General features: G+C 44.7%; 22 protein-coding genes. 9 read left to right on the top strand and 13 right to left on the bottom strand.

The genetic code is table 11. The annotated features are described in order from the left end of the window. Positions 1-14: 14 nt before the first annotated feature. On the bottom strand, positions 15-374 hold the full coding sequence (locus ACX0G7_RS13950; protein WP_458924102.1) for a BlaI/MecI/CopY family transcriptional regulator: 360 nt from the start codon (positions 372-374) through the stop codon (positions 15-17). 139 nt (positions 375-513) lie between these two features. On the opposite strand from ACX0G7_RS13950, the gene ACX0G7_RS13945 reads away from it, so the two are divergent. The 3 genes from ACX0G7_RS13945 (at position 514) to ACX0G7_RS13935 (ending at position 3,053) form a co-directional block, all read left to right on the top strand. Next, positions 514-1,014: a TlpA family protein disulfide reductase gene (locus ACX0G7_RS13945; protein ID WP_458924101.1), complete on the top strand. Its 501-nt coding sequence runs from the start codon at positions 514-516 to the stop codon at positions 1,012-1,014. A 74-nt stretch (positions 1,015-1,088) separates the two neighbouring features. Further along, entirely contained in the window at positions 1,089-2,018 is a 930-nt protein-coding gene (mdh, locus tag ACX0G7_RS13940; protein ID WP_458924100.1) for a malate dehydrogenase, read from the top strand. Between the two features lie 135 nt (positions 2,019-2,153). After that, complete coding sequence (locus ACX0G7_RS13935) at positions 2,154-3,053, top strand: T9SS type A sorting domain-containing protein (protein ID WP_458924099.1); 900 nt, start codon at positions 2,154-2,156, stop codon at positions 3,051-3,053. A gap of 24 nt (positions 3,054-3,077) precedes the next feature. Here the strand turns inward: ACX0G7_RS13935 and ACX0G7_RS13930 are convergent, their stop codons facing one another. From ACX0G7_RS13930 to ACX0G7_RS13915, 4 genes are all read right to left on the bottom strand, one after another. Next, entirely contained in the window at positions 3,078-4,103 is a 1,026-nt protein-coding gene (locus ACX0G7_RS13930; RefSeq protein ID WP_458924098.1) for a glycosyltransferase family 9 protein, read from the bottom strand. Positions 4,104-4,145: 42 nt separating this feature from the next. Next, positions 4,146-5,378 (bottom strand): MFS transporter, encoded by a 1,233-nt coding sequence (locus ACX0G7_RS13925; protein ID WP_458924097.1) that lies wholly within the window; start codon positions 5,376-5,378, stop codon positions 4,146-4,148. A gap of 6 nt (positions 5,379-5,384) precedes the next feature. Then, entirely contained in the window at positions 5,385-6,371 is a 987-nt protein-coding gene (locus tag ACX0G7_RS13920; RefSeq protein ID WP_458924096.1) for a VTT domain-containing protein, read from the bottom strand. Between the two features lie 171 nt (positions 6,372-6,542). Then, positions 6,543-7,799 (bottom strand): dicarboxylate/amino acid:cation symporter, encoded by a 1,257-nt coding sequence (locus ACX0G7_RS13915; protein ID WP_458924095.1) that lies wholly within the window; start codon positions 7,797-7,799, stop codon positions 6,543-6,545. A gap of 219 nt (positions 7,800-8,018) precedes the next feature. On the opposite strand from ACX0G7_RS13915, the gene ACX0G7_RS13910 reads away from it, so the two are divergent. Next, entirely contained in the window at positions 8,019-8,786 is a 768-nt protein-coding gene (locus ACX0G7_RS13910) for a murein L,D-transpeptidase catalytic domain family protein (protein WP_458924094.1), read from the top strand. Positions 8,787-8,797: 11 nt separating this feature from the next. On the opposite strand, the gene ACX0G7_RS13905 is transcribed toward ACX0G7_RS13910, so the two are convergent. Both ACX0G7_RS13905 and ACX0G7_RS13900 read right to left on the bottom strand, forming a co-directional pair. After that, entirely contained in the window at positions 8,798-10,441 is a 1,644-nt protein-coding gene (locus tag ACX0G7_RS13905; RefSeq protein ID WP_458924093.1) for a L,D-transpeptidase family protein, read from the bottom strand. A 156-nt stretch (positions 10,442-10,597) separates the two neighbouring features. After that, positions 10,598-11,029, bottom strand: coding sequence for a hypothetical protein (locus tag ACX0G7_RS13900; protein WP_458924092.1), 432 nt, complete (start codon positions 11,027-11,029; stop codon positions 10,598-10,600). A gap of 362 nt (positions 11,030-11,391) precedes the next feature. Here ACX0G7_RS13900 and ACX0G7_RS13895 point away from each other — a divergent pair, with 362 nt between their 5' ends. Continuing rightward, positions 11,392-12,858 carry an amino acid permease gene (locus ACX0G7_RS13895; protein ID WP_458924091.1) on the top strand — a complete coding sequence of 489 codons (1,467 nt, stop codon included), beginning with the start codon at positions 11,392-11,394 and terminating at the stop codon, positions 12,856-12,858. Between the two features lie 134 nt (positions 12,859-12,992). Continuing rightward, complete coding sequence (locus ACX0G7_RS13890) at positions 12,993-13,715, top strand: YebC/PmpR family DNA-binding transcriptional regulator (RefSeq protein WP_458924090.1); 723 nt, start codon at positions 12,993-12,995, stop codon at positions 13,713-13,715. Positions 13,716-13,726: 11 nt separating this feature from the next. Here ACX0G7_RS13890 and ACX0G7_RS13885 read toward each other — a convergent pair whose 3' ends face one another. From ACX0G7_RS13885 to ACX0G7_RS13875, 3 genes are read right to left on the bottom strand one after another with little or no spacing between them, the layout of a single operon-like run. After that, on the bottom strand, positions 13,727-14,029 hold the full coding sequence (locus tag ACX0G7_RS13885; protein ID WP_458924089.1) for a hypothetical protein: 303 nt from the start codon (positions 14,027-14,029) through the stop codon (positions 13,727-13,729). Positions 14,030-14,039: 10 nt separating this feature from the next. Beyond that, positions 14,040-14,840 (bottom strand): PhzF family phenazine biosynthesis protein, encoded by an 801-nt coding sequence (locus ACX0G7_RS13880; protein WP_458924088.1) that lies wholly within the window; start codon positions 14,838-14,840, stop codon positions 14,040-14,042. A gap of 19 nt (positions 14,841-14,859) precedes the next feature. Further along, positions 14,860-17,253 carry an alpha-ketoacid dehydrogenase subunit alpha/beta gene (locus ACX0G7_RS13875; RefSeq protein ID WP_458924087.1) on the bottom strand — a complete coding sequence of 798 codons (2,394 nt, stop codon included), beginning with the start codon at positions 17,251-17,253 and terminating at the stop codon, positions 14,860-14,862. A 158-nt stretch (positions 17,254-17,411) separates the two neighbouring features. Between ACX0G7_RS13875 and ACX0G7_RS13870 the strand changes: the two genes are divergently transcribed. The 3 genes from ACX0G7_RS13870 (at position 17,412) to ACX0G7_RS13860 (ending at position 19,682) form a co-directional block, all read left to right on the top strand. After that, on the top strand, positions 17,412-17,885 hold the full coding sequence (locus ACX0G7_RS13870; RefSeq protein ID WP_458924086.1) for a DUF1573 domain-containing protein: 474 nt from the start codon (positions 17,412-17,414) through the stop codon (positions 17,883-17,885). Between the two features lies 1 nt (position 17,886). After that, positions 17,887-18,342: a DUF1573 domain-containing protein gene (locus ACX0G7_RS13865; RefSeq protein ID WP_458924085.1), complete on the top strand. Its 456-nt coding sequence runs from the start codon at positions 17,887-17,889 to the stop codon at positions 18,340-18,342. A 110-nt stretch (positions 18,343-18,452) separates the two neighbouring features. Further along, a complete protein-coding gene (locus ACX0G7_RS13860; protein ID WP_458924084.1) occupies positions 18,453-19,682 on the top strand; it encodes a pyridoxal phosphate-dependent aminotransferase in 1,230 nt (409 codons plus the stop codon). Between the two features lie 375 nt (positions 19,683-20,057). Here ACX0G7_RS13860 and ACX0G7_RS13855 read toward each other — a convergent pair whose 3' ends face one another. The 3 genes from ACX0G7_RS13855 to ACX0G7_RS13845 all read right to left on the bottom strand — a co-directional run bounded on the left by ACX0G7_RS13855 (position 20,058) and on the right by ACX0G7_RS13845 (position 24,661). Then, positions 20,058-21,395: a vanadium-dependent haloperoxidase gene (locus ACX0G7_RS13855; RefSeq protein WP_458924083.1), complete on the bottom strand. Its 1,338-nt coding sequence runs from the start codon at positions 21,393-21,395 to the stop codon at positions 20,058-20,060. Positions 21,396-21,915: 520 nt separating this feature from the next. After that, positions 21,916-22,668, bottom strand: coding sequence for a LytR/AlgR family response regulator transcription factor (locus tag ACX0G7_RS13850; protein ID WP_458924082.1), 753 nt, complete (start codon positions 22,666-22,668; stop codon positions 21,916-21,918). Positions 22,669-22,786: 118 nt separating this feature from the next. Beyond that, positions 22,787-24,661: a sensor histidine kinase gene (locus ACX0G7_RS13845; protein WP_458924081.1), complete on the bottom strand. Its 1,875-nt coding sequence runs from the start codon at positions 24,659-24,661 to the stop codon at positions 22,787-22,789. Between the last annotated feature and the right edge of the window lie 39 nt (positions 24,662-24,700).

Below are 24,700 nucleotides of genomic sequence, written 5' to 3'. Positions count from 1 at the left end.
AAAATTTGATAAGATTATTTTTTTCCTTCAATCATCTCCACTATTTCCTTAAGCTCTTTCGGACTCAGTTTTTTCTGTTCAACAAAAAAGTTAACAAGGTCCTTATACGAGTTTGCAAAATAATTTTTGACTATCCCGCTCATATAATCTTTCTTATACTCCTCCTCATCAACTGCCGGTTTATAGAGATAGGTATTTCCAACCAGCCTGCTTTTCAGAAACCCTTTTTTTTCCAGGTTCTTTATTGTTGAGGCAAGTGTGGTGTACGGCGGTCTTGGCTCGGGCATTTCCTCGAGAAAAGATTTCACATTGGCTTCTCCAACCTTATAAATAATGACCATCGCCTGTTCCTCATGCGGGCTTAACTTTTCCATCACTACGAAGTTTTCGTAAATCTACGGCAAGTTCGTAGAAGCGCCAAATAATTATTTCAGTATTGGGCAAATTGATAACTCAAATAATTATTTCAGTTGTGAGCAGATTCATTAATTATTTTAGCGGAAAAATAAGGCTATGAGAAAGTGGACCTGCTTCCTGTTACTCAGTTTATATGTACTAACCGCGCTCGGGCAAACGGAAAAAGATCCCCCTTTCAAACGATTTCCAACGGTGCCGGCTTTCAGTCTGCTGAAAATTGACAGCACTACTATTACAAAGGAGAACCTCGTTTCTAATAAACCAACCATGTTCATGTATTTCAATCCGGGCTGCGAACACTGTCAGCACCAGATGGAAGATATGATCACTCACAAAGAGGCGCTCAAAGACATCCAGATCGTGATGGCAACATACGCCCCTTTGCCGGAACTGGCAGATTTCATCACAAAGTATAAGGTTGCCGAGTTTCCGAATATCCAGGCAGGCAGGGACACCAAATACATGATGCAGCCATTTTTCAAGATTGGGGGATTACCCTACCAGGCCCTTTACGATGCTGAAGGAAAACTTATTACCACCTATGAAGGCAATGTAAAAATAGATACTCTGCTCAGCTCATTCAAAAAGAAAGATTAAGGGCGGAAATTTTTGGTACCACCCACCCCTTACCTTTGCTGCGCTAAATATTGATCATTTATAAATTGTAGTCAATGAAAGTTACTGTTGTAGGCGCCGGGGCCGTAGGTGCTACCTGTGCTGATAATATCGCACGTCAAGAACTGGCTGAAGAACTGGTTTTACTGGACATCAAAGAAGGCCTGGCAGAAGGTAAAGCACAAGACATGATGCAAACTGCTGCACTGCTTGGCTTTGACACCCGTATTACCGGTGTTACCAATGATTATTCAAAGTCTGCGGGTAGTGATGTGGTGGTAATTACCTCCGGTTTACCGAGGAAACCAGGGATGACGCGTGAAGAATTGATCGGCACGAACGCTAATATTGTAAAAGGCGTTTCAGAAAACCTGCTGAAACATTCTCCTGATGCAATCATTATAGTAGTCAGTAATCCTATGGATACGATGACTTACCTGGCGCTTAAATCTACAGGACTTCCAAAAAATAAGATCATCGGAATGGGTGGGGCGCTGGACAGTGCAAGGTTCAAATACCAGCTGAGCCAACATCTTAAATGCAGCCCGGGCGACCTCAATGCACTCGTGGTTGGCGGACATGGCGATACAACAATGATACCGCTCATCCGCCATGCAACCTGGAACAGTATCCCGGTAACTTCATTGTTAAGTGCCGATCAACAAAAACAAATTGTAGCTGACACAATGGTTGGCGGCGCAACACTTACAAAACTGATCGGCACTTCTGCCTGGTACGCTCCGGGTGCTGCGGTTGCGGCGCTGGTCGAAAGCATTGTTCGTGATGAGAAAAAATTGTTCACATGCAGTGTCTCCCTGGATGGTGAGTATGGACAGAAAGACATTTGCCTTGGGGTTCCGGTGGTTATCGGGAAAAGCGGATGGGAAAAAATCGTTGATTTCGACTTCAATGAAGAAGAAAAATCATTATTTGCCAAAAGTGCTGATGCCGTAAGAGCTATGAATGATGTGCTTTCCGCCAATTGATTGATAACTGTCAAAATACATATACAGGCGCCATCCGGCGCCTGTTTTTTTTGGCCCCGTTCCCAGGGCCCGGGCATTCAATTTGTATAGATGTGATGAACCCCGATAAGCCGTTTCTCACCAAAATTCATCTTTATGAAAGAGAACATATACATAACCGGTAATTCGCATAACAGCCCTCTGGTAAGCGTCCTGTTTGTTACGGGTTCGTTACTCATCTCCCTGGTTTCATCTGCACAGCAGCCCGGAGCATTTAACACCCGCAACATTAACACCCACAATAACAATAATGGCCGTCTCAATACCAGCGGAAACACGCAAAAAACCTTGAAAACGCTCAGCGTTCTGCCGGGTGTAACTCCATACGAGAACACCTCCGGGACAAGGTACAATGAAGGCGCGAATGCGCCCCGCAGCACCTCACATTACCAGAATGGCGGATCCCACAGTGGCGTAAATGTCTACTTTGACGGGATAACAAACACGGGGAACTTGTTGCTCAGTAACACACCGGCAAAATTATCTTCCTTTGCCGGTAACTCAGAGAATGGCCAGTACAGGTTGACCTGGGAAGTTGTTATGGAGAACGAAGTAGCACAATACAATGTAGAATACAGTACGAACGACAGGGACTTTCAAAGTGCCGGCACGGTAAAGGCTTCAAACAGGGCAGCCTATACCTTTAACCATATCGCCGATGCACAAACGAATATGTACTATCGCCTGAAAGTAATTGATACAAGAGGTGCCGCCAGTTACACTAATTCAATTATAGTGAGAAGCGGGTTGGCGAAACCTGCCGACCTGGTAACACCTACGATTATCCGTGACGGCGTATTAAACATTACGCTGGCAAATGCCTACAAGGATGTACAACTCTTCAATGGTGAAGGGGTTATGGTTTTCCGGGAATACATCGGCGGCAGAACTGGCAACCGGATAGGATTCAACCTGCCTGATTTACCCGCAGGTGCGTATTTCGTGAGACTTACCGGTACCAACACTATTGTAACACAGAAAGTGATGATCATTTAAGTGCCTTGATCGCACAGGTACATATCAACGCAAAGCCAAACGCTGATTGACAAGCTCAATTACCTGGCTTATGGGAATTTTTTTCATGCACCTGAAATGACCGAGCGGGCATTTTTCATAACCTATCTTGGAACATGGCCGGCAACTCAGGTTGTTGATCTCAACTATATCATAAGGCAGCTTACCGGGTGACCGCAAGGAAAAGTTTTGCAGGTACTTTTTTCCATAGTAAGGATACATACCAAAGTCTGGAACCGTGTTACCCCAAATGGAGATCACCTGCTTTTTCAGAGCAGTGGCTATATGCATGAGCCCTGTATCATGAGTTATGATAAACTTGCTTCGCCTGACCAGATCCGCAGATTCGTTCAGCAGAAACTTTCCGCAGGCATTATAAACTCTATGCCGATCCACACCGGAGATCTCTTCTCCCTGTGCACGGTCATCTTTGCCGCCTAAAAGAATAATCGGGTGATCAATGCCGGCACAAAGTTCCCTTAGCTTTTCAACCGGAAGTTTCTTGGTGTTATATGTAGCCCCTATCACTATACCGATATAACCAGCCAGGTGGCCGGCAGGAATATCACTTTCTTTCACACGGTCATAATCAGGAATAAAATAATCAAGGCCCTTTTCATCATTTTCTACCCCGAAAGAGTCAACCGTCTCCATATACCGGTCAACAATGTGTTTGTCAGGAATGATGTTGAGTTTAAAAGTGGTGAGCAACCACTTTTCCACATTCACTTTATTAAAGGAATGCGAAGGAACTTTGAGGGCACGTTTTACTTTAAGACTACGGATATTGTGATGAAGGTCTATGACGCGGTCGAAACCTTCAGCCCTGAGTTCGTTTATGGTTTCTGAAAGATCATTGTTAAGATAATGTACCTGGTCTATATACGGATTGTTTTCGATGATCGCAGAAAAGGACCTTTTGGTGAGATAGTGAATGACAGCTCCGGGAACCTGCGTTTTCAGGCAACGGATAACCGGTGTGGTTAGTACGATATCCCCGATCGAACTGAAGCGGATGATTAAAAACTTCATAGTTTAAAGTGCACCAAATTTATGGCTTCCCTGCCAACATAATCACCGCTCCACATAATTGAGATCCTTGCCATAGGTTTCCCTCGTAAAAATAGCGGCAATGATCGATATCGCCATTACAATACCAGCTGTAACCAGGCCGGCTTGTATAAACCGGGCAGCGTCTGCATTATCACCACGAAGATATTTGAATAGACCAATGATCACGGGAAGTGCCCCCCTTACCATATTGGGCACGGTGGTAGCGGCCGTTGCACGCAGATTGGTTCCAAATTGTTCTGCAGCCATGGTCACAAAGATTGCCCAGAAACCGGTAGCAAAACCAAGATAGGCACACAACACATAAAAGCCAGTAGCGGTACCCGGGGTAGCAAAAAAATAAATGAGGATGCCGATGATGGTTAACCCATAAAATATAAACAACGCCTTCTTCCGGCTTTTCAGCCACTTGCTTACGAACCCGATCAATACATCACCTACAGAAATACCTGCATAGGCATACATCGTTGCATCACCCGGACTGATGGTGCCTTCGACCCCGATCTTTTCACCAAACTCCTTTGAGAACGCAACAAGGATCCCAACAACAAACCAGGTTGGTAATCCAATCAGTATACTGCAGAAATATCGCTTCAGCCGGTCAGTATTATTAAAGAACATGATGAGACTTCCCTTCCTGACATCAAGCGCTTTTATCTTACTAAACATGGAGGACTCAAACACAGAGATCCTCAGGATAAGGAGCATAAAGCCCAGCGCGCCTCCGATAAAATAACAGTATCTCCAGTCGACCGTTTTGCTTACCAGGTTAGCCAGGACGGCACCAAGCAATCCGATGCCAGCCACAAGCGAAGTACCGATACCGCGTTTTTCCTTTGGAAGAAGTTCGGCAACAAGCGTGATACCCGCTCCAAGTTCACCGGCAAGGCCAATGCCTGCGATAAACCGGAGTAATCCATACTGTTCTTTTGTTTGTATAAATCCGGTAGCAATATTGGCCAGCGAATACAATACGATCGAGCCGAATAAAACACTCAGCCTTCCGCGTTTATCCCCCATTACGCCCCAGATAATGCCACCAATCAGGAGCCCCAGCATCTGACGGTTAATGATGTATTCACCGGCAAGCTGATTGGCTTCACCGAAGAACCCTAAACTCTCAAGACTGTTAACCCTTACGATCTGGAACAGTAGCAGATCATAGATATCAACAAAATACCCCAGCGCCGCTACGATAACGGTGATATTGAAAACAGAAGGACTTTTCTGTTCCATTATTTATCAAATGGTTTTGTTCGGCGGAGTTTCCTCGATCACGGCTCTTTTACCAAAAAATAATTTGTAGACAACGGGCAGGGTGGTCACCAGCACAATACCCAACACGATCAGCTCGAGATGTTGTTTGAGATCGAAACCGAAGTTTCTGATGAATAATTTATCGAGATAGTGGCCCGCAAGTAACATACTGGCTACCCAGGCAATACAACCCACGATGTTATAAAACATAAACTTCTTCCATTCCATCTGTACTATACCCGCGATGATCGGTGCGAAGGTTCTTACGATTGGCAGAAACCTTGCAAAAACGATTGCCTGGCCGCCATGTTTGTCATAAAAATCCTTAGCGCGCAAAAGATGTTTGCGTTTGAAGAAAAAGGTATCTTTTCTTGTAAACAGGAACGGTCCGCTTTTTTTTCCAAACCAATATCCAAGCATGTTACCAAGAATACCACAGATCGAGACCAGTACAATCAGGATCAGTACATCCACCAGATCACTGCCGGTTCCGCCGGGTATAAGTGTATCAACAAGGCTTCCGCTGTAGATACCGGCAACAAAAAGAAGACTGTCACCCGGCAGAAAGAACCCGACCATCAAACCGGTCTCCGCAAAAACAATAAATAACATCATCCAGAGACCGCCGTTGCGGATATAAAAAAGGGGATTAAGCAGATCTGACCAGGCAAAATCACGCTCAAGTATAAACGCTGTTTCCAGGGCTGTTGCGGGGTAAGCAACTGTTTCATGACCAATCTTGGTCAATATTACTGAATCGATATTTGCAATGTTAATGGAAAAAGAGCCCGAAGTGTCTGTCTTTCCGAGTACTTCGTTATTAGCTGCATTCCTGATCTCTGCATTGGCAACAGCAAGATCATACTGGTCTGTAATTTTGCCCGAAAGCATAGCCTGCTGACTTAGTCCGGCCGTTAGAAAACCTCCCGTAAAAAATATTATCAAACAACATACACGCAAAAACTGTCTCATTTGTAGTCTTTAATTAATCTGTAACTTTTATTTTTCTTAATCTTTTTATCAATCAGTAAATTCTCTTTTCTATCTCTTTATGGTAAATCTTCAACTTAGATCCTGTTATTTAATAACCGGTTAACTGTTACCAGTTAATTGTTTGTCGGGACGTTATTTCAATGGTAATCGTTAGTCTACCTGCAGATCCACCGCAACCGGCTCCAGTTCACCTTCCCATTTGCTTACCACACTGGTCGCAAGCGCATTGCCCACTACATTGGTTGCAGTCCGGAACATGTCACAAAAATGATCTATTGGCAAGATCAGGGCCACACCCTCCGGCGGAATGTTAAACATGGCACAGGTCGCAAGAACAATAACCAGCGAGGCGCGGGGCACACCTGCAATTCCCTTGCTGGTAAGCATCAGCACCAGCAACATGGTTATTTGCGTCGGCAGATCCAGGGGCACATTATAGGCCTGCGCAATAGCGAGACTGGCAAATGTCATGTACATCATGCTGCCATCAAGGTTAAATGAATATCCCAATGGCAGAACGAAAGCTACAATCTTATCCCTGCAGCCAAAGCGTTCGAGTTCTGTTGTTAGTTTTGGAAAGACCGCTTCACTGCTTGTTGTGCTGAAGGCTATAAGCAATGGGTTACTGATTCTTCGCATGAGCTCAAATAATCGCTTTCCGAGAATGATGTATCCAACTAAAAGCAATAAGATCCACAACACCACGATACCCAGCAGGAAGTAACCGAAGTAAACAATATAGAACGTAAAAATTCCTAATCCTTTCGATGCTACAACCGCACACAATGCCCCAAACACACCAAGAGGCGCAAAGTTCATCACATATCCCACCATTTTTAATATAATGTGGGATATGATGTCCATGGCCTTAACAATCGGTTTCGCTTTTTCACCCATCGCAGCAGTAGCAACACCAAAAAATATAGAGAACACAACGAGTTGCAGTATTTCATTCGTTGCCATTGCTTCAATTACCGACCGGGGAATGATGTGTTCAACAAATTTTTCTACTGAAAATTCCTGGTTCTTGGCCAACAGATCTTTCACTCCTTCTGTATCGGCCTGGCTGAGGTCTATTGCCTCGCCTGGTTGAAAAGTATTGACCAGTACAAGGCCCACAGTAAGAGACACGAGGCTCGCACTTATGAACCATAACATCGCCTTACCACCAACACGGCCAACTGCTTTCAGATCACCGAGCTTGGCAATACCAACAACGAGGGTCGAAAAAACCAATGGGGCGATGATCATCTGAACAAGCCTGATGAATACCTTACCCAACAGGTTGATATTCCTGGAGAACGACTTTATAAATTCCGGGGAGCTGCTAACATGAACCAGATAACCCACCAGAATGCCCAATATCATGGAAATGATAATATATAGAGTCAGCCGGTTTTTCTTCATGAGGTCATAATATAATGGCTGCAATATAGTGCTTATAAGGTAATTGAGCATGTTACCGGGTAGTCTACACGCTTTTGCATACAGTTTAATGGCTGACCTGCAGCTGAGTATCGACGGCCTTTTAACAAAGGTTAAACAACCTGTTAATGTTTATTTTTGATGTGAACCTTCACCTTTGCACACTGTTATAATATCCCCATCACATGAAAAACAATATGCATGATTAGAAAAGTGAAGCCTGTTTATAAGAAGACTTTTATGTTAATCGCGGGTTGTGTCACGGTATTGTCATTGTTGTCTGCGATGAGCCCGAGGGTATCTGAAGCACCGGCTCCGGTGGCTTCTTCTATCTCAGTTGGAGTAGTTGATTCTTTTAATGACCTGGCTTACAGCAATCTTTATGAATCACTGAATCTCGATTCGCTGGAACTTTCCCGTGAAGCGTTCACATATGCCGTTAAGGGTTATAATAATCTGTTAGCCCACGGAGCCATTGTTAAGCAGGATGTACTCTCTATCGTTGATTTTACCTTGCCTTCATCAAAGAAGAGGTTGTTTATCATTGACCTGGTGACGGGGAAATTGTTATTCAACACATTTGTAAGTCATGGACGTAATAGCGGCTTGGAGAAAGCCACCCGGTTTTCCAATGATCTGAATAGCTTTCAAAGCAGCCTCGGATTTTTCATTACCGGTAAAACCTATAAAGGCGAACATGGATTTTCTCTCCGGCTTGAAGGTCTGGAGAAAGGTATTAATGACAATGCATACAATCGTGGCATTGTAATCCATGCGGCAAATTATGTGAATGAAAAACTGGCCAGGCATAGAGGATATATCGGCAGAAGCCTCGGTTGCCCCGCGGTACCCGTTCAACTTCACCGACCAATTATTCAAAAAATTAAAGATGGTTCCTGCCTGTTTTTATATGGTTCTGATTCAAACTATGCTTTGAAATCTTCCATGTTAAATGGCTTCAGGGTTTAAATAATAACGCGCTATTTTGCTGCGAGTTTATCGTTTTGTCCTGCACGTTGATCAAACAACTTGCGGGACATTTTTTTGTCATAGTTATATATGTCTTCCCTGAATGATATTTGTCCATCCTGGTTCACCCAACAGGTATTATAAGCGATCATCACAGCCACCGGTTCCTTCACTTTAACCCATTTTTCGGTCTGGGTCGCCATCAGGCTGTCCACCCTTTCGTTCGTCCAGTCTGAGTTTTCGCCCAGCAGGTAATCCGCCAGTTTCATGGGTTCACTCAGTCGAATGCAGCCATGGCTATATGCCCTTTTTGTTTTCTTGAAGAGTGCCTTTTCGGGTGTATCGTGGAAATAGATATTGTAACTATTCGGAAAAATGAATTTCACTTTACCAAGAGCGTTGTGTTCCCCGGGTAACTGCCTCACCACGGGCAGTCCATCTTCTTCGCCGGTGATTTCCATCTGGTGTTCTTCCAGGTAGTTAGGATTGGCTTCCATTCCAGGTACAACTTCTTTGGTAACAATACTCCGCGGAACATTCCAGTATGGGCTGAAAACAACCTGGTTCAATGTGCCCGAAAAATTGATCGTGCTGCTGCCTTCCTTGCCAACTACAATGTCCATATCAAAAACCTTCTTATTACCATCAAGAACGTGAAGGCAGAATTCAGGAATATTAACCATGATCAGCTTACCCTTGGGTTCAACAGGCATCCATTTCATTCTTTCCAGGTTAATGAGGATCTGTTCAATACGTTTTTCTACCGGTACATTAAGTTCCTTTACGAGGGAAGTACCGATTTTACCATCATCCTTCAGGCCATATTGTTTCTGGACCTGTTTTACCACTTCTTCGAGTTCCGGAATGAATTTATTGGAAGAGTCCGATCCATTATACACGCCTTCTGCAGACAGCCGGTCCTTGATCCTGCGGACAATCACACTGCTGTCACCTTTTTTCAGGGGTTTCTTAATGCCATTGATCACGGGAAAGCCGCCTGACTTTGCCTTTTCAACATATCGTTTCAGCTCTTTTTTCAGGGCCGAGTAGTCACGAGGTTCTTCGCCAAACTCATTTCTTTTACCGGAAAGTAATTCTTCAGCCATGACAAGGGCAGGTGCTTTTTTGGCCGGGACCATTTGTACCAGGGCGTTGGTCCTTTCTGCGTCTTTAGGGTATTTTTGGGAGATATAATTGATGAAGCGCCAGGTCAACAATAATTCTGTTTTTGTGATCCGGGCATCAGGTGCTATCCCCGTCAGGCTATCCTGTGTAAGAATATCATCAAGCGTATGGTCGAGCGATTTTCTTGATACTGTACTGTCGCTATCAAAATCGTATAGGCTGCGGAAACTGAGGGTTTGTTCTGTTACTCCGTCGCTGGCAAACCAGGCAAACTGGAAATTCCTTTCATTATAAAATTTCCTGAAGCTTTCAGCCAGCGTATCGTTCAGCTTTTGGTCGGATATGAATTTTTCTACCTTGTTACTATCAACAAAGAGGTCAGAATATGCGTTTTCGGCGTTGATACTTAAATTCCTGGCGGGTTTTTTAACAGAAACCCTCGTTTCATTGTCAGGTACGTTGCCTGGCTCATCATTACACGCTGTGAATAAAGCGCCGCAAAAGAGACTTAGGATCAGCATTCTTTTCATGTCATTCCAGTTTCAAAACTTATGCCCCAGCAAAAAGCCCTCCCGCACGTGCGGGAAGGCTTTATGAATGATACTGGATCTTTTAACGGGACCGTTTTCCGGGTTTGGTGTCGGATGCGGGATTAAATCCTTCTCATGGGTTCGTGATCCGGATTGTCAGACACGGGAATCGGACTTATAGTAATTCTTCCTGGTTTCATTAATCAGTTTATCCCTCATTGATTTCAGTTCCTGAACTTTCTGTCTTTTTTCCTTGCGGGATAAATCATCAGCCAGTCTCACTGACCTGATCCTGTCCTGGTAATCATTTTTGATATCCTCCACTTCGAGATCCAGTTTAGTGGGCCTGTTCGGAGGCATGTAACCATTGAACCCGTAATTAAAACCATAACCAAATGGTGGATAACCGTAAAGTGGGGCATATCCGTAAAAACCTCTGCCAAATCCATAGAATGGGGAGATGGGAGGATAAGTTCTCACAATCACTGTTTTTCCAGGTCTTACGTTGCGCGGACCAGTCCTTTTATATTGAGCAGATGCCCCGAAAGTAAGCCCGAGTGCAACAAACATCACAACCAGCTTTTTCATTTTCTCCGTTTTTATTTGAACTAATTTCTTTGATATATAAACGGATTTCGGAGGCGAATAGTGGGCTGATGTTACGACATTAACTAAATACTAACTAAGGTTCATCTGTTGAGGGACCGTTCATGTTCTGACCTGTAGCCGAGCCTCAAACAGGTGTGTCGGGGAGACGCTTATTAACTATCCAGTAAATAAAATTACATATGAAGGCCGATGGCTCAGGCCGGCACAAAACGTAGTCAGGGACCATGGAACAAGACATTTTGATTTCGTTGTTATCTGGAAATTCTTATCTTTCCGCATAGTCAATCAGAGACCCGTTCTTAAACTATATTTCTAATTAATTTCAAAAACTACTAACTGCAATGAGTTTGTTCGTCAAAAAAACACTTTCGTCCCTGATGAGTCAGTCGGAAGATTCGAGAGGATTGAAAAAAACGCTGGGAGCCGGAAATCTTGTAGCACTGGGTATAGGGGCAATTATTGGTGCGGGACTTTTTGTACGCACTGCTGCCGCTGCAGGCGGTCATGCCGGTAACGCGGTCACTATTTCATTCATCATTGCGGCGATCGGATGTGCTTTTGCGGGCTTGTGTTATGCAGAATTTGCCTCTATGATCCCGATTGCGGGTAGCGCCTACACCTATGCTTATGCCACGATGGGTGAACTGGTTGCCTGGATCATCGGCTGGTCGCTTATTCTTGAGTACGCCCTTGGCGCGGCTACTGTTTCTATTGCCTGGAGCGAATATTTAAACAAGTTGTTGGGAGGCGCTATACCCTATGAATGGTGCCACTCGCCGTTCGAGTCACTTACAATGGCGGATGGCTCGGTGGTATCAGGTATTATGAATGCTCCTGCGCTGTTGATCTTATTGTTGCTTACCTTATTATTGATAAAGGGTACGCAGGAATCAGCTATGGTAAATGCGGTCATCGTGTTTATCAAGGTGGCTATTGTGCTTGTTTTTATTGCGATAGGCTGGCAGTTCATCAAGCCGGAAAATCATATACCTTATATTATTCCGGAAGGAACGCCCGGTTACGAGGGGGAATGGAACCATGGGTTTAAAGGTATCCTCACGGGAGCAGGGATCGTGTTTTTTGCGTTTATTGGGTTTGACGCCGTTTCCACTGCAGCACAGGAAGCGAAAAATCCAAAACGCGATATGCCGATCGGTATTCTTGGATCACTGGTCGTTTGTACCATTTTATATATTCTTTTCGCCCATGTGCTCACCGGGGTTTCTCCTTTTGTTGATTTTAATGATCCCACCAAAGGAAAAGAAGCTTCTGTTGCTTATGCAATCGATACTTATATGCCGGGTTACGAATGGCTGTCCACAGCGGTAACCGTAGCTATCCTTGCCGGATTTTCTTCGGTGATACTGGTAATGCTGATGGGTCAGAGCCGGGTATTCTATACCATGTCGACTGATGGTTTATTACCAAAGGTTTTCTCCGATCTGCACCCCAAATTCCGGACACCATATAAATCAAACCTGATCCTGTTCATATTCGTGGGAGCGTTCGCCGCCTTCGTGCCCGGAACAGTTGCCGGTGATCTGACATCGATCGGAACTTTGTTTGCCTTTATCCTGGTATGTATTGGTATTATCATCATGCGCAGGACGGATCCTTTAACTCCACGCCCATTCAGGACACCATTGGTTCCATTGGTTCCTATTCTGGGTGTGATTGTATGTGCCGCAATGATCGTCGGTTTGCCAACCCCTACCCAGCTAAGCGCACTGGGCTGGATGGTTGTGGGACTGATATTTTACTTTGTCTACAGCAGGTATAACAGTAAATTGGGTAACCCAAAATTATAGTTAATAGAAATCTTTTTGTATGAAAGTCCCGCTAAACAGCGGGACTTTTTGTTTTCAATTTTCTTACTTTTGCAGCCCTGAGTTATGAAGGGTGAAACATTTAACCGGTATAATTCAGCAATCAACTAAAAGTTATGGGTCGGATTTTTGAAACGCGGAAACACACAATGTTTGCCAGGTGGGACAGGATGGCAAAGCAGTTCAGCCGGATCGGTAAAGAAATTGCGATGGCGGTAAAGGCCGGTGGCCCGGATCCTAATATCAATCCCGCTTTGCGGCGATGTATGGCGAATGCGAAAGCGGTGAACATGCCGAAGGACCGCGTGGAAGCCGCGATCAAGAGGGCCATGGGTAAGGATACCGAAAACTTTGAGGAGTTGCTTTATGAAGGTTACGGTCCGTTTGGTATTCCCATCCTTGTTGAGACTGCCACCGATAACCACGTGCGTACAGTTGCTAACATCAAGTCACATTTCAATAAAGGGGGTGGAACACTCGGGAACAGCGGAAGCGTCAGTTTCCAGTTCAAGAAAATGGGTGTTTTCAAACTTAAACCAGAAGGTCTTAATCCTGATGATCTTGAGCTTGAACTGATTGATTTCGGCCTGGAAGAACTTGGAGAAGGAACCGGGGAGCAAGGCGAACCAGTGCTCGTGATCCGTTGCGGGTTTTCCGACTTTGGGAACATGCAAAAAGCACTCGAGGAAAAGGGACTTCATCCCATAACTTCCGAGGTAGAATGGATACCGGCAACTACAACACATTTATCCGAAGAACAGGCACAGGAAGTATTGAAACTGGTTGATAAGCTGGAACAGGATGAAGACGTTCAGAAAGTTTTTCACAACCTGGCATAGGCAGGGGGCATTTAATCTGCCGGGTAACTATCCCTGTCCAGTTTGATCTCCCGGCGGATTATCGTCTTGAATCTTTTTTCATTCATACTCCACACCACCAGCGTAATTACCAGGGCTGCCGACACTCCGAAAACCGGCAACATCCAGTAGGGTTTTGGTACCCGGATCTGCAGTATCCATAATATAAGTATATAGCTGATCAGCGTGATAATAAATCCGCCGCCGAATGTATACAACAAGCAATACGCCCACTTGCCACCTTCTCTTTGTTCCTGCCAGGAACGTATAAATCTTTTCTCTCTCCGCGTTATCAATGGAAGTGTTTTATTGTTCGATTTCAAATTGCCCCTTCATATAAAAAACACAGTTGCCCGCAATGGTTACGCGACTGCCCATGTCTTCACACCATAACTCCCCTCCCCTGGCAGATAGTTGCCTTGCATGCATACTCGTTTTACCCAGCCGCTCTGCCCAGAAGGGTATCAGCTGTGAATGTGCAGAGCCTGTTACAGGGTCCTCATCTATGCCGGCCTCTGAAGCAAAAAACCGGGATACAAAATCACAGCTGGTTCCCGGAGCAGTTATAATAACCTTCGCACCAAGTTTTTTCATCAGGTTAAAATCGGGCCTACAATGCTTAACAGCATCTTCGTCTTCCATTTCAACGAGCAGGTCACGGTAGCGATATAATCCTTTGATCGAACTGACACCTAGCGACTTCAACAGCAAAAGTGGTATATCGGACATCACGGTCGGCTTCCATGAAGGGAAATCCATTTTAATTTTATCATCATGCTGACTGATCACGAGAACACCACTTTTGGAATTAAACCGTATGGTTTCTTTATTGTGACCGAGCTTGTGAAACAGGATAAAAGCTGAGGCAAGCGTGGCATGACCGCAAAGGTTGATTTCCACCTCAGGAGTGAACCACCTGATATCATAATCGGCTTCCTCCTGGTTATCCGAAGGCACGAAAAATACGGTTTCGCTGAGGTTGTTTTCAAGTGCGAGCAGCTGCATGAGGTCTTCAGGCAACCACGTTTTTAATGGTACCACTGCCGCCGGATTGCCGCCGAACAGTTTACTTGTAAATGCATCAACCTGGTATATATCGTATGTCATAGCCGGGGGTGTCGGGATATCATTCAGCCATCATTCGCCGGATGGTGTCAATGATTTCCTCTGTATTTGGTTTGCTGAAATAATCGCCATCGCTTCCATATGATGGCCGGTGTGCTTTTGAAGTTATGGTACGTGCCGGAACATCCAGCCATCTGTATCCTCCCTGTGTTTCCATAACCTGGTTAAACATATACCCACACGCACCGCCCGGAACATCTTCATCAACAAAAACAATACGACTCGTTTTTTTGAGTGATGCAAGGATCATCTGGTTGATATCAAATGGCAATAAGGTTTGAACATCTATGACCTCGCAACTGATACCAAGTTTTTCAAGAACGAGTGCAGCTTCCTGGCAAAGCCTTAATGTTGAACCATAGGAGACGACGGTTATGTCGTCACCTGTTCTTAATATTTCAGGGATACCTAATGCTACCTGGTAGGTAGTCAGGTTGGAGGGAAGTTTTTCTTTTAGCCGGTAGCCGTTCAGGCTTTCAACCATGATGCCCGGATCATTTCCATTCAACAATGTATTGTACATTCCCAATGCCTGTACCATATTCCTGGGAACACACACATGCATGCCCCGCAGCGAATGGATCATCATACCCATGGGTGACCCGCTGTGCCAGATTCCTTCGAGGCGGTGGCCACGGGTTCTCACGATCAGCGGGCAGCTCTGCCGGCCCTTTGTACGCCAGTGGAGACAAGCGGCATCATCCGTGAGTGGCTGGAGACCGTAAACCAGGTAATCGAGGTATTGGATCTCTGCGATCGGCCTGAGTCCGCGGATGGCCATCCCTATGCCCTGCCCCATGATGGTAAGTTCACGTATGGCGGTGTCAAAGATCCGGTATTCGCCATGTTTCACCTGCAGCCCTGCGAAACCCTGGTTAACATCGCCGATCTTACCTACATCTTCGCCAAATGCAACTACTTTGGGATTCGTCTCGAACAACTCATCAAAATAACGGTTGAGAATTTCATAACCATTCAACATCGGTGCATCCGATGCATATTCAGCTTTGGTTGGTGTTACTTTTAACGGGCTGCGTGGACCTTCGTGATACAGGTGTGATCCATATGTATCGTAACCTTCTTTTTTAAGAGAATCGTAAAACGACTTTAACTCGGCAACCTGCTCAGATTCCCCTGCATGAAGCAAAACATGATGTATCGCTTTCAGGATCTCTTTTCTTGATGGTTCGCGGTTGGTGACCAGCTGTTTCCGTATTGCTGCGATATTGCCTTTAAAGTCGGGACTGTTTGCACTAAGTGCATCGATCAGGGCGACGCTCTTTTTCACAAGGTCACGGATGGGAGTGATATATTTTTCCCAGGCATCATGGCGGCTCTTTTTCACAAACGATTTTGCATTGCTCTCTATCTTCTCAAGCTCTTCTTCACTTGCCAATGCGTTTTCGAGCAGCCACTCGCGCATTTTTTTATTTGCATCCCAGGCGCGTTCCCACTCAAGGCGGTCGGGAGCTTTATAACGCTCATGGCTACCCGAAGTAGAATGCCCCTGTGGTTGTGTAACTTCTTCAACATGAAACAGGGCGGGCACATGGGTTTCGCGCATTCTCGCTATCGCTTCGTCAAACACCTCGCACATGCCGGCATAATCCCAGGCTTTTACTTTGTAAATATCGAACCCATTAGAGTTATCGCGTTTCTGCATTCCTTTCAATGCTTCTGAAATGGACCCTTTGGTTGTCTGGTATTTCCTGGGAACCGAAATACCATAACCATCGTCCCACACAAAAACCGCAAGTGGTACCTGCAAAACACCAGCAGCGTTAATGGTCTCCCAGAAATGACCTTCTGAGGTGGAGGCGTCACCAATCGTACAAAAGCAAACCTCGTTGCCATTTTCACTGAGTTCCTGTTCATCCCTGAGGACGGGCGAGTGCCTGAACAATTTGGATGCAAAGGCAAACCCAAGCGATCGCGGCATCTGGGCGGCAGTAGGCGCCATGCCTGCGGCGATATTTTTACGGTTTGCGAGATCGAGCCAATCCCCTTCCGCACTTACATTCGGTGTTGCGAAATGAGAGTTCATTTGCCTGCCGCCACTGTGCGGTTCATGACCCGGATCCGGATCAGCATAAAGCTGGGAGAAGAACTGTTCGATAGTTGCTTCACCCAGGGCAAATGAAAAGGTCTGATCACGATAGTACCCTGATAAAAAATCTCCTGGCTTGAAAAATTTGGCGGCGGCAATCTGGGCAATTTCCTTTCCATCGCCAAAGATGCCAAACTTGGCTTTCCCGGTCAATACTTCTTTTCGCCCGAGAAGACTGGCTTCCCGGCTTTCACAGGCCATCTTGTAATCTTTAAGCACTTCCTGCCGGAACCGGTCGAAGGAGAGCTTTTCGCTGGCAAGCGATTGATTATTAGAAGTATTTTCCATCAGGCAAAAATAACGAACCTGCGATCAATATGACCGGGTGTTAAAAAATTGTCATTACTGGAAAAATTTATTGCAATATCGAGCGTTTTAGCTGTAATTTTAAGCTACCGGATTCTCAACAATTCTGGTAATTTATAACTGAAAATCAAATACTTAGCATGAAAAAAATCTTCGCACTTGCCTTGAGTATTGTCACAGTTTCTACCGTTTTTGCCCAGACTGCTGCAACAACTGCCCAAAAAGCGGCTAATGCGGCGCCTGTTGCTGCGGAAGTACTTGGACTGAAAGAGAATGGTTTTGACTTCGGCAAAATTCCGCAGGGCCGTCCCGTTACGCATATTTTTGAGTTCACCAATAATGGCAAGGAACCGCTGAAGCTTGAAAGTGTACAGGCTTCCTGTGGTTGCACTACTCCGGAGTGGAGCAAAGAACCAGTAGAGCCAGGAGCATCAGCAAGTATCAAGGTAGGATATAATGCCGCCGCTGAAGGTCCGTTCACAAAAACAGTCACCATCGCTTATAACGGCAACCAGGTTAAAACAATCACCATTTCCGGTACCGTTTATAAGGCGCCGGCAACCTCTGCACCGGTAAACGCGTCTATCTCTTTACTAAAACCAACAAACCAATAATATGAAAAGTATTTTAATGTCCCTGGCTGCCCTTGTTATCACTGCAACAAGCTTTGCTCAAACCCAGGCTGCCGCTGGTGTTACCACCAAAAAAGCGGAGAACTATGTTAAGTTCAAAGAAACTACCTACAACTTTGGAAAGATCAAGAAAGACGTCCAGGTAAGTCATGAATTTGCTTTCACAAATGTGAGCGAAAAGCCCGTTGTGATTGAATCAGCCGTGGGATCATGCGGATGTACAACTCCCGTTTGGCCACAGGCCCCGATTGCAAAAGGAAAAACTGACAAGCTGGTAGCCGGATTTACCGCTCCTACTGTTGGACCATTCACAAAAACAATCACAGTTAAAGTGGCTGGTGTTGACGCCCCGATGAATCTTACCATTACCGGCGAGGTATTATCTCCCGAAGATTACGCTAAGTTTGAAAAAGAAAAAGGATCAAAAAAAGGAAAGTAAACTTTTTTTAGTGTTTATAAATTGTAATGAAAAGAGCCCCGGATATCCCGGGGCTTTTTTTTGCGCCTGATTAGAAGATCCAAATTATCAATTAGCAATATCTTTGTTGCATGCTAAAAATCAGTCACCGCGGACAGGTTATGCCTGCTTCGCCAATCCGCAAGCTTGTGCCTTTTGCAGAGGCTGCTAAAAAACGGGGAACCATTGTTTATCATCTTAATATCGGTCAACCGGATATTGAGACGCCGCCGCAGATTCTCGATGCCGTCCGGCACAGTGATTTCAAGGTGCTGGAGTATAGTCACAGCGCGGGTAATGAAAGTTATCGCCGGAAGCTGGTGAAGTATTATGCTGATAATAATATTGATATCGACCATAACCAGATCATCGTCACCACCGGCGGTTCCGAAGCTATACTGTTTGGTTTTATGGCTTGCCTTGATGCCGGTGACGAAGTGATAATACCAGAACCTTATTATGCAAACTATAACGGGTTTGCCGTAGAGGCAGATGTGAAAGTAGTGCCGGTAACATCGAGCATCGAGACCGGCTTCTCACTGCCACCTATAAGCGCTTTTGAGGCAATGATAACCCCCCGTACAAAAGCGATCGTGCTCTGTAACCCAAATAATCCGACCGGGTATTTATATAGCCGTGAGGAGATGGAGGTGTTAAAACAGATCATCCTTAAACACAACCTCTACCTGTTTGCTGATGAGGCCTACCGGGAGTTTTGTTACAGCGGTGAGCATTTCAGTGCGATGCAGCTCACTGGTGTAGACGACCATATAATCCTGATGGACACTATTTCCAAACGTTACAGCGCCTGCGGAGGCAGGATTGGCGCTTTTATCACAAAAAATAAGGAAGTGCTTTCTGCGGCCATGAAATTTGCGCAGGCCAGGTTAAGTCCACCTTCATTTGCACAGATCCTGGGTGAAGCGGCGGTTGATTTGCCTGCCGATTATTTCGAAGGAACAAAAGCCGAGTATATGAAGCGCCGCGATTTATTGGTAAAACGCCTCAATAACATTCCGGGAGTGTTCTGTCCTAATCCCGGCGGTGCTTTTTATGCGATGGCAAAATTACCTGTCGAAGATGCTGATGTATTTTGCCAGTGGTTGCTCGAGTCGTTCTCTCATAATGGCCAGACATTGATGATGGCGCCTGCTTCCGGCTTCTACGGAACCCCGGGATTGGGCAAAAATGAGGTAAGACTTGCATATGTATTAAATACAGCATCCCTGGAAAAGGCCATGGATTGCCTGGAAAAGGCCCTTGACAAATATCCCCTGCGCACTAAAGTGTTGAAAGACAGCGGCAATTTGACTAATGTCTGATTCCGCCCAGATTAAAACGGGATTAAAACACTCATATTAATAAAAACCATATTTGATAATTAAAGTTTCTATACTATATTTGCTATGTGCATTTGAGGAAAGAGGGTAACATGTAGATATTCGTAACATGTTGGTGAGTTAAAAATTGATTTTTATCTCTTTTCATATGGCAAGCAATCGTTGAGCCGTCCTGTTTCCACAGGAGGGCTTTTTTTTGTAGCATAGCACTATATATTCCGGCAAATAAAAAAGCGGGTACACTATAAATGCATCCGCTTTCAATTATCGATATTGTGCAGTCACTGGTTTTTCGCTGAGCTTATCCCCTACTGTTCAAAGCACCTGTACTGTTCATACCAAGCTTGATCATGTTTCTTACTTTCTTCTAAACCGCAATGCATTCACATTCGCACCTACCCGGTTACCCTGAACAACAGCCATCTGATTGGAAATGGGTATATCTATGCCTCCATAAAAGCCGGAAAGGGCTACCTCCTCAACATACTGCGAAAAAGAATGGTATATACGAGGCGTCAATCCAAAATTATCGTTGATGAAGTCGTTGGTGAACGTTGTACGATTGCCAAATAAAGCGGTAAGCACAGTCGCGTTGGCCGCCGATTGGCATGGGATCCCGTTCGTATAATCGGGTTGGGGTGGCGTCATTAGCAGTGGTGACCATTTGGGGTCAATATGGGTTCTGATATAGGTTATCGGACGTTCCTGATTGTACGTGTACTTGGTTTTGAAACAGGAGATGTTTGCATCATGGATCGCTATCCCGGCTTTACAATATGCTTCAGCCGCTGTAGCAAGGTTAGCAGATTTGTTGCTCAGTATATTGTTTAACACTGATATAGAACCATAGGAGCCCGGACCGGTATTCCAATAACGGGCAATTTGCTGATGTTCTGCGGTCTGGTTTTTTGATTCGGTGTACACTGCCATTTGTTCCTTATACAACTGCGAGTTAGGGTCAGCAGAATAAGTTGGTGGCGGAGCTGGCTGCGTACGATCAACGTTGTTGGGCACAAAAGGCCTTAAACTGCCCCAATAGGGAAGAATCGCAAGCTGTCCGGGTTGCGGGGTCCATAGCCCTGGTCCGACAGGAGGATTGTATGAAGTCGGATACCAGTTGAAAATGTCATCGGCACCACCATCGGTAGTAGACCACGCATAAACAGCATTCGCAACAGCTTTTCCAAATTCCGCGGAACGGTCCAGCACATCCTTTGGTACAGTGGATTGAAAAGATGTCGCAAACACGTTTTCCAGTGAGTCGATTCGGCCCTTTTGTTGTGGCGTCGCGTTGAGCGTTATATTATCGAGCATCTGGCTTAAAGCGGCATTCGCACATGCCGGGTAATAATATTTCTTTGTAAGATCAGGCCTTGGCAAAACAGGCAACTCATTCAACTGGCTTTGGATGGATTGATACTTTGGCATGCCCGGCACCACCGCTTCATATAGTGCCACACCCATGCAGGCATAAGTGCGGGCACTCACAGGTCCACCGGGCTGAAATGGTATCGAAGACAAAAAGTTAAAGGAAAACTTGTACCAGGTTATCGGGACCTCTGCAGTTTCCTGTGCTGCACAGGCATCCCCACAAGGAATAACCGGAGGATCGTTGGGATCGCTCTTTTCGCAGGCTGGGAAAAAAACCAATAGCGCTACTGCGCATAACAATAAAGATGTTCGTTGTTTCTTCATGATCGTAGGTTTTAATATTGAGTGAAATAATCTGATGAATAGCTGAAGCTGATATTGACAGAATAATTTCGAATAACAGCAGCGGATATTGGAAAGAATTATTTCAGGCATTGCGGTATCGGAATGAAGACTATGTACACCTTAACTCTTAAGCAGGGATGTTTGCTAAATCACCAGAAAAAACCCGGGTTCTTTTGTTGAAACCCGGCTAATCCCAGTTCATATGATTTCATGTGGCAACGGTGCAAATGCGAAGAAGCAGTCATGTCGCTACACTTAATTCGATTTGCGTTATCTTGTCGCACATATTTATTTAGTGCTTGCCTGAGGTTGTGTCGACAATCATTCCTAAGTCATGTTTGCCTGGGATAGTTTGGTTCTCTTTACAAACGCTTTGAATGCCACTTAAACGGCTAATAAACAAAGTAGAATAATTGAGCGTAAGTTAGAATGTCGGGGTATAATATGCTGAGCGGTTGAGCAAATGGGTGGCGGGAATGAGTAATTGGCAAACGGAGAATCAAGGCCTTTTCATCAACAGATCGAGGACAAAATCTTTTCGCTGCCGGGATATGGGCACCTGCGCACCATCGCTCATCTGGATATAACCGCCGTCTGCTTTTACATAACGGTTGACCTGTTGCAGGTTGATAAGGTGCGAATGGTGCACGCGGAAGAAGTTGTAAGGTTGCAACATATCTTCGATCTCTTTTAGCGTTTTGGAAACGATAAATTTTGACTTATCTCCAAAATGTAAAGTGGTGTAGTTACTGGAGGATTCACAGCGGACGATGTTCTCAGGATTGATAAAAACAATGCCTTCCTGGGTGGCGAACGGAAGTTTCCCGGGCGCTGGCTGTGGTTGCTTATATTGTCGTAACAAAAATTCCAGTTGTTCTTTGAACTGGAGATTGCGCTGCTTCTTTTCATAACGTTGCACAGCAGCTATCAAATCCTCTCCATTGATGGGCTTAAGTAAATAATCAAGCGCAGCAACCTTGAAAGCTTTAATAGCAAATTGATCATAGGCGGTGACAAAGACAACTTCAAAAGCCGGTTCCGGGAAACGAACAATCACCTCGAAACCATTTTTGCGGGGCATTTCTATGTCAAGGAAAACTAATTGAGGCGAATGTTTCTCAATTGCCGCAATGCCATCATCAGCACTTAAGCATCGCTCCATGACGAGTACCTGTGGACAATAATTCTGGAGTTGCCATTCCAAAATCTCCAATGCATCTTTTTCATCGTCTATCAAAACAGCTTTTATCATGGGGTGTTAACCTGACTATAAGGCTACATATATTCTCGAGTTCTTCGTGCTTAAATTCTCTCCAAAATAATTAATGTTTGTTGGATTCTTTTTGTCTTACACCAACATAAAAGAACAATTACAAATGCCCAACAGGTATCTGAACTGTTACTTTTGTTCCTACGGCGTTGCCGTACATATCTACTAAATCTTCAACCTGTACCTTGGCCTGCATGTTGTAAATCTGGTTAATCAGGAATATCCGGTCTTTGCTGATCTGCATTCCGTAAGATTTTTTGTTGATCGCCTCTTTACTTTTCAATTCTTTTGCTTTTTCACGACCAATACCATTGTCTTCTATTTCTGCTACCAGTAAGTCTGCCCGAGCCTGCCGGAAGCGTACCCATAATTCACGGGTTCCTGACTCCTTCTGCAACAATCCATGCCAAATTGCATTTTCTACATAGGGTTGCAACAACATGGAAGGAATATTAATCGTTTCCGCTGTTATGCCTTCTTCCACTTCGATCGAATACTCAAATGCATTGGCAAAGCGGAGTTTTTCAATGTCGAGGTATAACTGCAATGTTTGTATTTCATTGTCCAGGGTAATGGTTTCGCTTGCGGAGTTGTCAAGGATCGATCGAATTAGCCGTGCAAATCTTGTAAGGTAATTAGAAGCAGTCTTGTGGTCGCTCTTTACGATGTATCGGTTAATGCTATTAAGGCAGTTGAAAATAAAATGCGGATTCATCTGCGCACGCAAAGCACGCATTTCCGTTTGATAGATTTTCGTAGTAAAACTTGTCTTGAGCCGGCTCTCCTGCCTTATCTTACTCAGTCGATAATTGAAAAAACCGATCGAACCGAACAAAATCAGTCCGCCAAAAACGGCATAAGCCTTTAGGCGCGTTGCATGACTTCGCTCGATTTCGTTTCTTTGCCTTTCCAGTTCCTGTAAGCGTAATGTTTCATTGTAAGAGATGGATTGCACCTTTCTCATTTTCTCCTGGCTGAACAGGCTGTCTTTGAGGGCAAGTAATAGTGACTGATATTTATAAGCACTATCAATTCGCGTTGAATGTGCATAAACCTCAGTGAGAAAAGTAGTAGCCAGCAATTCGTGTATTGAAGATTTAAGGCGCTGATGGATTGTTAACGACAGTTTTCCGTAATACAGGGCCGAATCCGTCTGTTTTCGCTCTGCATACAATTTCGCTATGCCTAAATAGCAGTTGGCGACTAAATCCTTCCTCTTTGCTTTATGAGAATAAATGATAGAGTTACGATAAAAAGAGAACGAAGATGACTCATCATGGATTTTCCGATGAAGATCTCCAAGTTGAACAGTCGTAATCGCAAGCTGGCTAACGTCTTTAAGTACTACGGCGGTTTCATAGCCTAATCGTCCATAAAAAATCGCGGAGTCTATCTTGTCCAAGCCATCATAGGCGATTGCCATAGCGTTAATGTATCCCATTAGTGCATAAAGTCTGATGTCTTCTTCTTTCCTGAAATACCCGGAATGTACAATGAGCTTCGTTTTGTTTGCGTATTCAAGCACCCTTGTATGTTCCAGCATATAAGAATAACTTCTCCAAACAGCCCGTGTGGCCCAGAACAGGTACATCGTGTCACGAGTTTTTTCTGCCAGCTGCAGATTATATAAGGCAAATTCCAGAGATCTCGTATAATCACCTGATACGGCCAGGAAGTCTACCAGTAGCCTTGCCGCTTGTGCCTGACCAATATTATCTCCAATCTTAAGAGATAAATTAAAAGCCTTTTCGAAATATGTGATACATGAATCTTTATTTACCGTGCGGTAACTTATTCCTAAAGAGCGAAGGACGCCTGCTTTCCCGGTGTCTGACTTGTGGTGTGAAAAAAGATATTGCAAACTGTCAATGGTTTTTTGAAAGGGAGACGAAGTGTCTGAAGGGTGAACGGGTCCTTGTGCCTTTGCATAAATGACTGCACCGAAAAACAGAAAACTCATCACGAACTTTCTCATTTCATTTTGTTTGAACAGACAACGGATAACGTGGCTGAA

The organism is Flavitalea antarctica, from assembly GCF_054461535.1.
The sequence above is the reverse complement of the archived record's forward strand: the minus strand, read 5'-3'. Positions and strand labels throughout refer to the sequence as shown.

What these genes read in the sequence shown, in the direction of transcription:
- ACX0G7_RS13945 (WP_458924101.1), top strand. Translation starts at nt 514, where the DNA reads ATGAGAAAGTGGACCTGCTTCCTGTTACTCAGTTTATATGTACTAACC.
- ACX0G7_RS13890 (WP_458924090.1), top strand. Translation starts at nt 12,993, where the DNA reads ATGGGTCGGATTTTTGAAACGCGGAAACACACAATGTTTGCCAGGTGG.
- ACX0G7_RS13930 (WP_458924098.1), bottom strand. Translation starts at nt 4,103, where the DNA reads ATGAAGTTTTTAATCATCCGCTTCAGTTCGATCGGGGATATCGTACTA.
- ACX0G7_RS13855 (WP_458924083.1), bottom strand. Translation starts at nt 21,395, where the DNA reads ATGAAGAAACAACGAACATCTTTATTGTTATGCGCAGTAGCGCTATTG.
- mdh (WP_458924100.1), top strand. Translation starts at nt 1,089, where the DNA reads ATGAAAGTTACTGTTGTAGGCGCCGGGGCCGTAGGTGCTACCTGTGCT.
- ACX0G7_RS13865 (WP_458924085.1), top strand. Translation starts at nt 17,887, where the DNA reads ATGAAAAGTATTTTAATGTCCCTGGCTGCCCTTGTTATCACTGCAACA.
- ACX0G7_RS13875 (WP_458924087.1), bottom strand. Translation starts at nt 17,253, where the DNA reads ATGGAAAATACTTCTAATAATCAATCGCTTGCCAGCGAAAAGCTCTCC.
- ACX0G7_RS13895 (WP_458924091.1), top strand. Translation starts at nt 11,392, where the DNA reads ATGAGTTTGTTCGTCAAAAAAACACTTTCGTCCCTGATGAGTCAGTCG.
- ACX0G7_RS13925 (WP_458924097.1), bottom strand. Translation starts at nt 5,378, where the DNA reads ATGGAACAGAAAAGTCCTTCTGTTTTCAATATCACCGTTATCGTAGCG.
- ACX0G7_RS13880 (WP_458924088.1), bottom strand. Translation starts at nt 14,840, where the DNA reads ATGACATACGATATATACCAGGTTGATGCATTTACAAGTAAACTGTTC.
- ACX0G7_RS13915 (WP_458924095.1), bottom strand. Translation starts at nt 7,799, where the DNA reads ATGAAGAAAAACCGGCTGACTCTATATATTATCATTTCCATGATATTG.
- ACX0G7_RS13935 (WP_458924099.1), top strand. Translation starts at nt 2,154, where the DNA reads ATGAAAGAGAACATATACATAACCGGTAATTCGCATAACAGCCCTCTG.
- ACX0G7_RS13850 (WP_458924082.1), bottom strand. Translation starts at nt 22,668, where the DNA reads ATGATAAAAGCTGTTTTGATAGACGATGAAAAAGATGCATTGGAGATT.
- ACX0G7_RS13950 (WP_458924102.1), bottom strand. Translation starts at nt 374, where the DNA reads ATGGAAAAGTTAAGCCCGCATGAGGAACAGGCGATGGTCATTATTTAT.
- ACX0G7_RS13905 (WP_458924093.1), bottom strand. Translation starts at nt 10,441, where the DNA reads ATGAAAAGAATGCTGATCCTAAGTCTCTTTTGCGGCGCTTTATTCACA.
- ACX0G7_RS13845 (WP_458924081.1), bottom strand. Translation starts at nt 24,661, where the DNA reads ATGAGAAAGTTCGTGATGAGTTTTCTGTTTTTCGGTGCAGTCATTTAT.
- ACX0G7_RS13860 (WP_458924084.1), top strand. Translation starts at nt 18,453, where the DNA reads ATGCTAAAAATCAGTCACCGCGGACAGGTTATGCCTGCTTCGCCAATC.
- ACX0G7_RS13870 (WP_458924086.1), top strand. Translation starts at nt 17,412, where the DNA reads ATGAAAAAAATCTTCGCACTTGCCTTGAGTATTGTCACAGTTTCTACC.
- ACX0G7_RS13910 (WP_458924094.1), top strand. Translation starts at nt 8,019, where the DNA reads ATGATTAGAAAAGTGAAGCCTGTTTATAAGAAGACTTTTATGTTAATC.
- ACX0G7_RS13900 (WP_458924092.1), bottom strand. Translation starts at nt 11,029, where the DNA reads ATGAAAAAGCTGGTTGTGATGTTTGTTGCACTCGGGCTTACTTTCGGG.
- ACX0G7_RS13920 (WP_458924096.1), bottom strand. Translation starts at nt 6,371, where the DNA reads ATGAGACAGTTTTTGCGTGTATGTTGTTTGATAATATTTTTTACGGGA.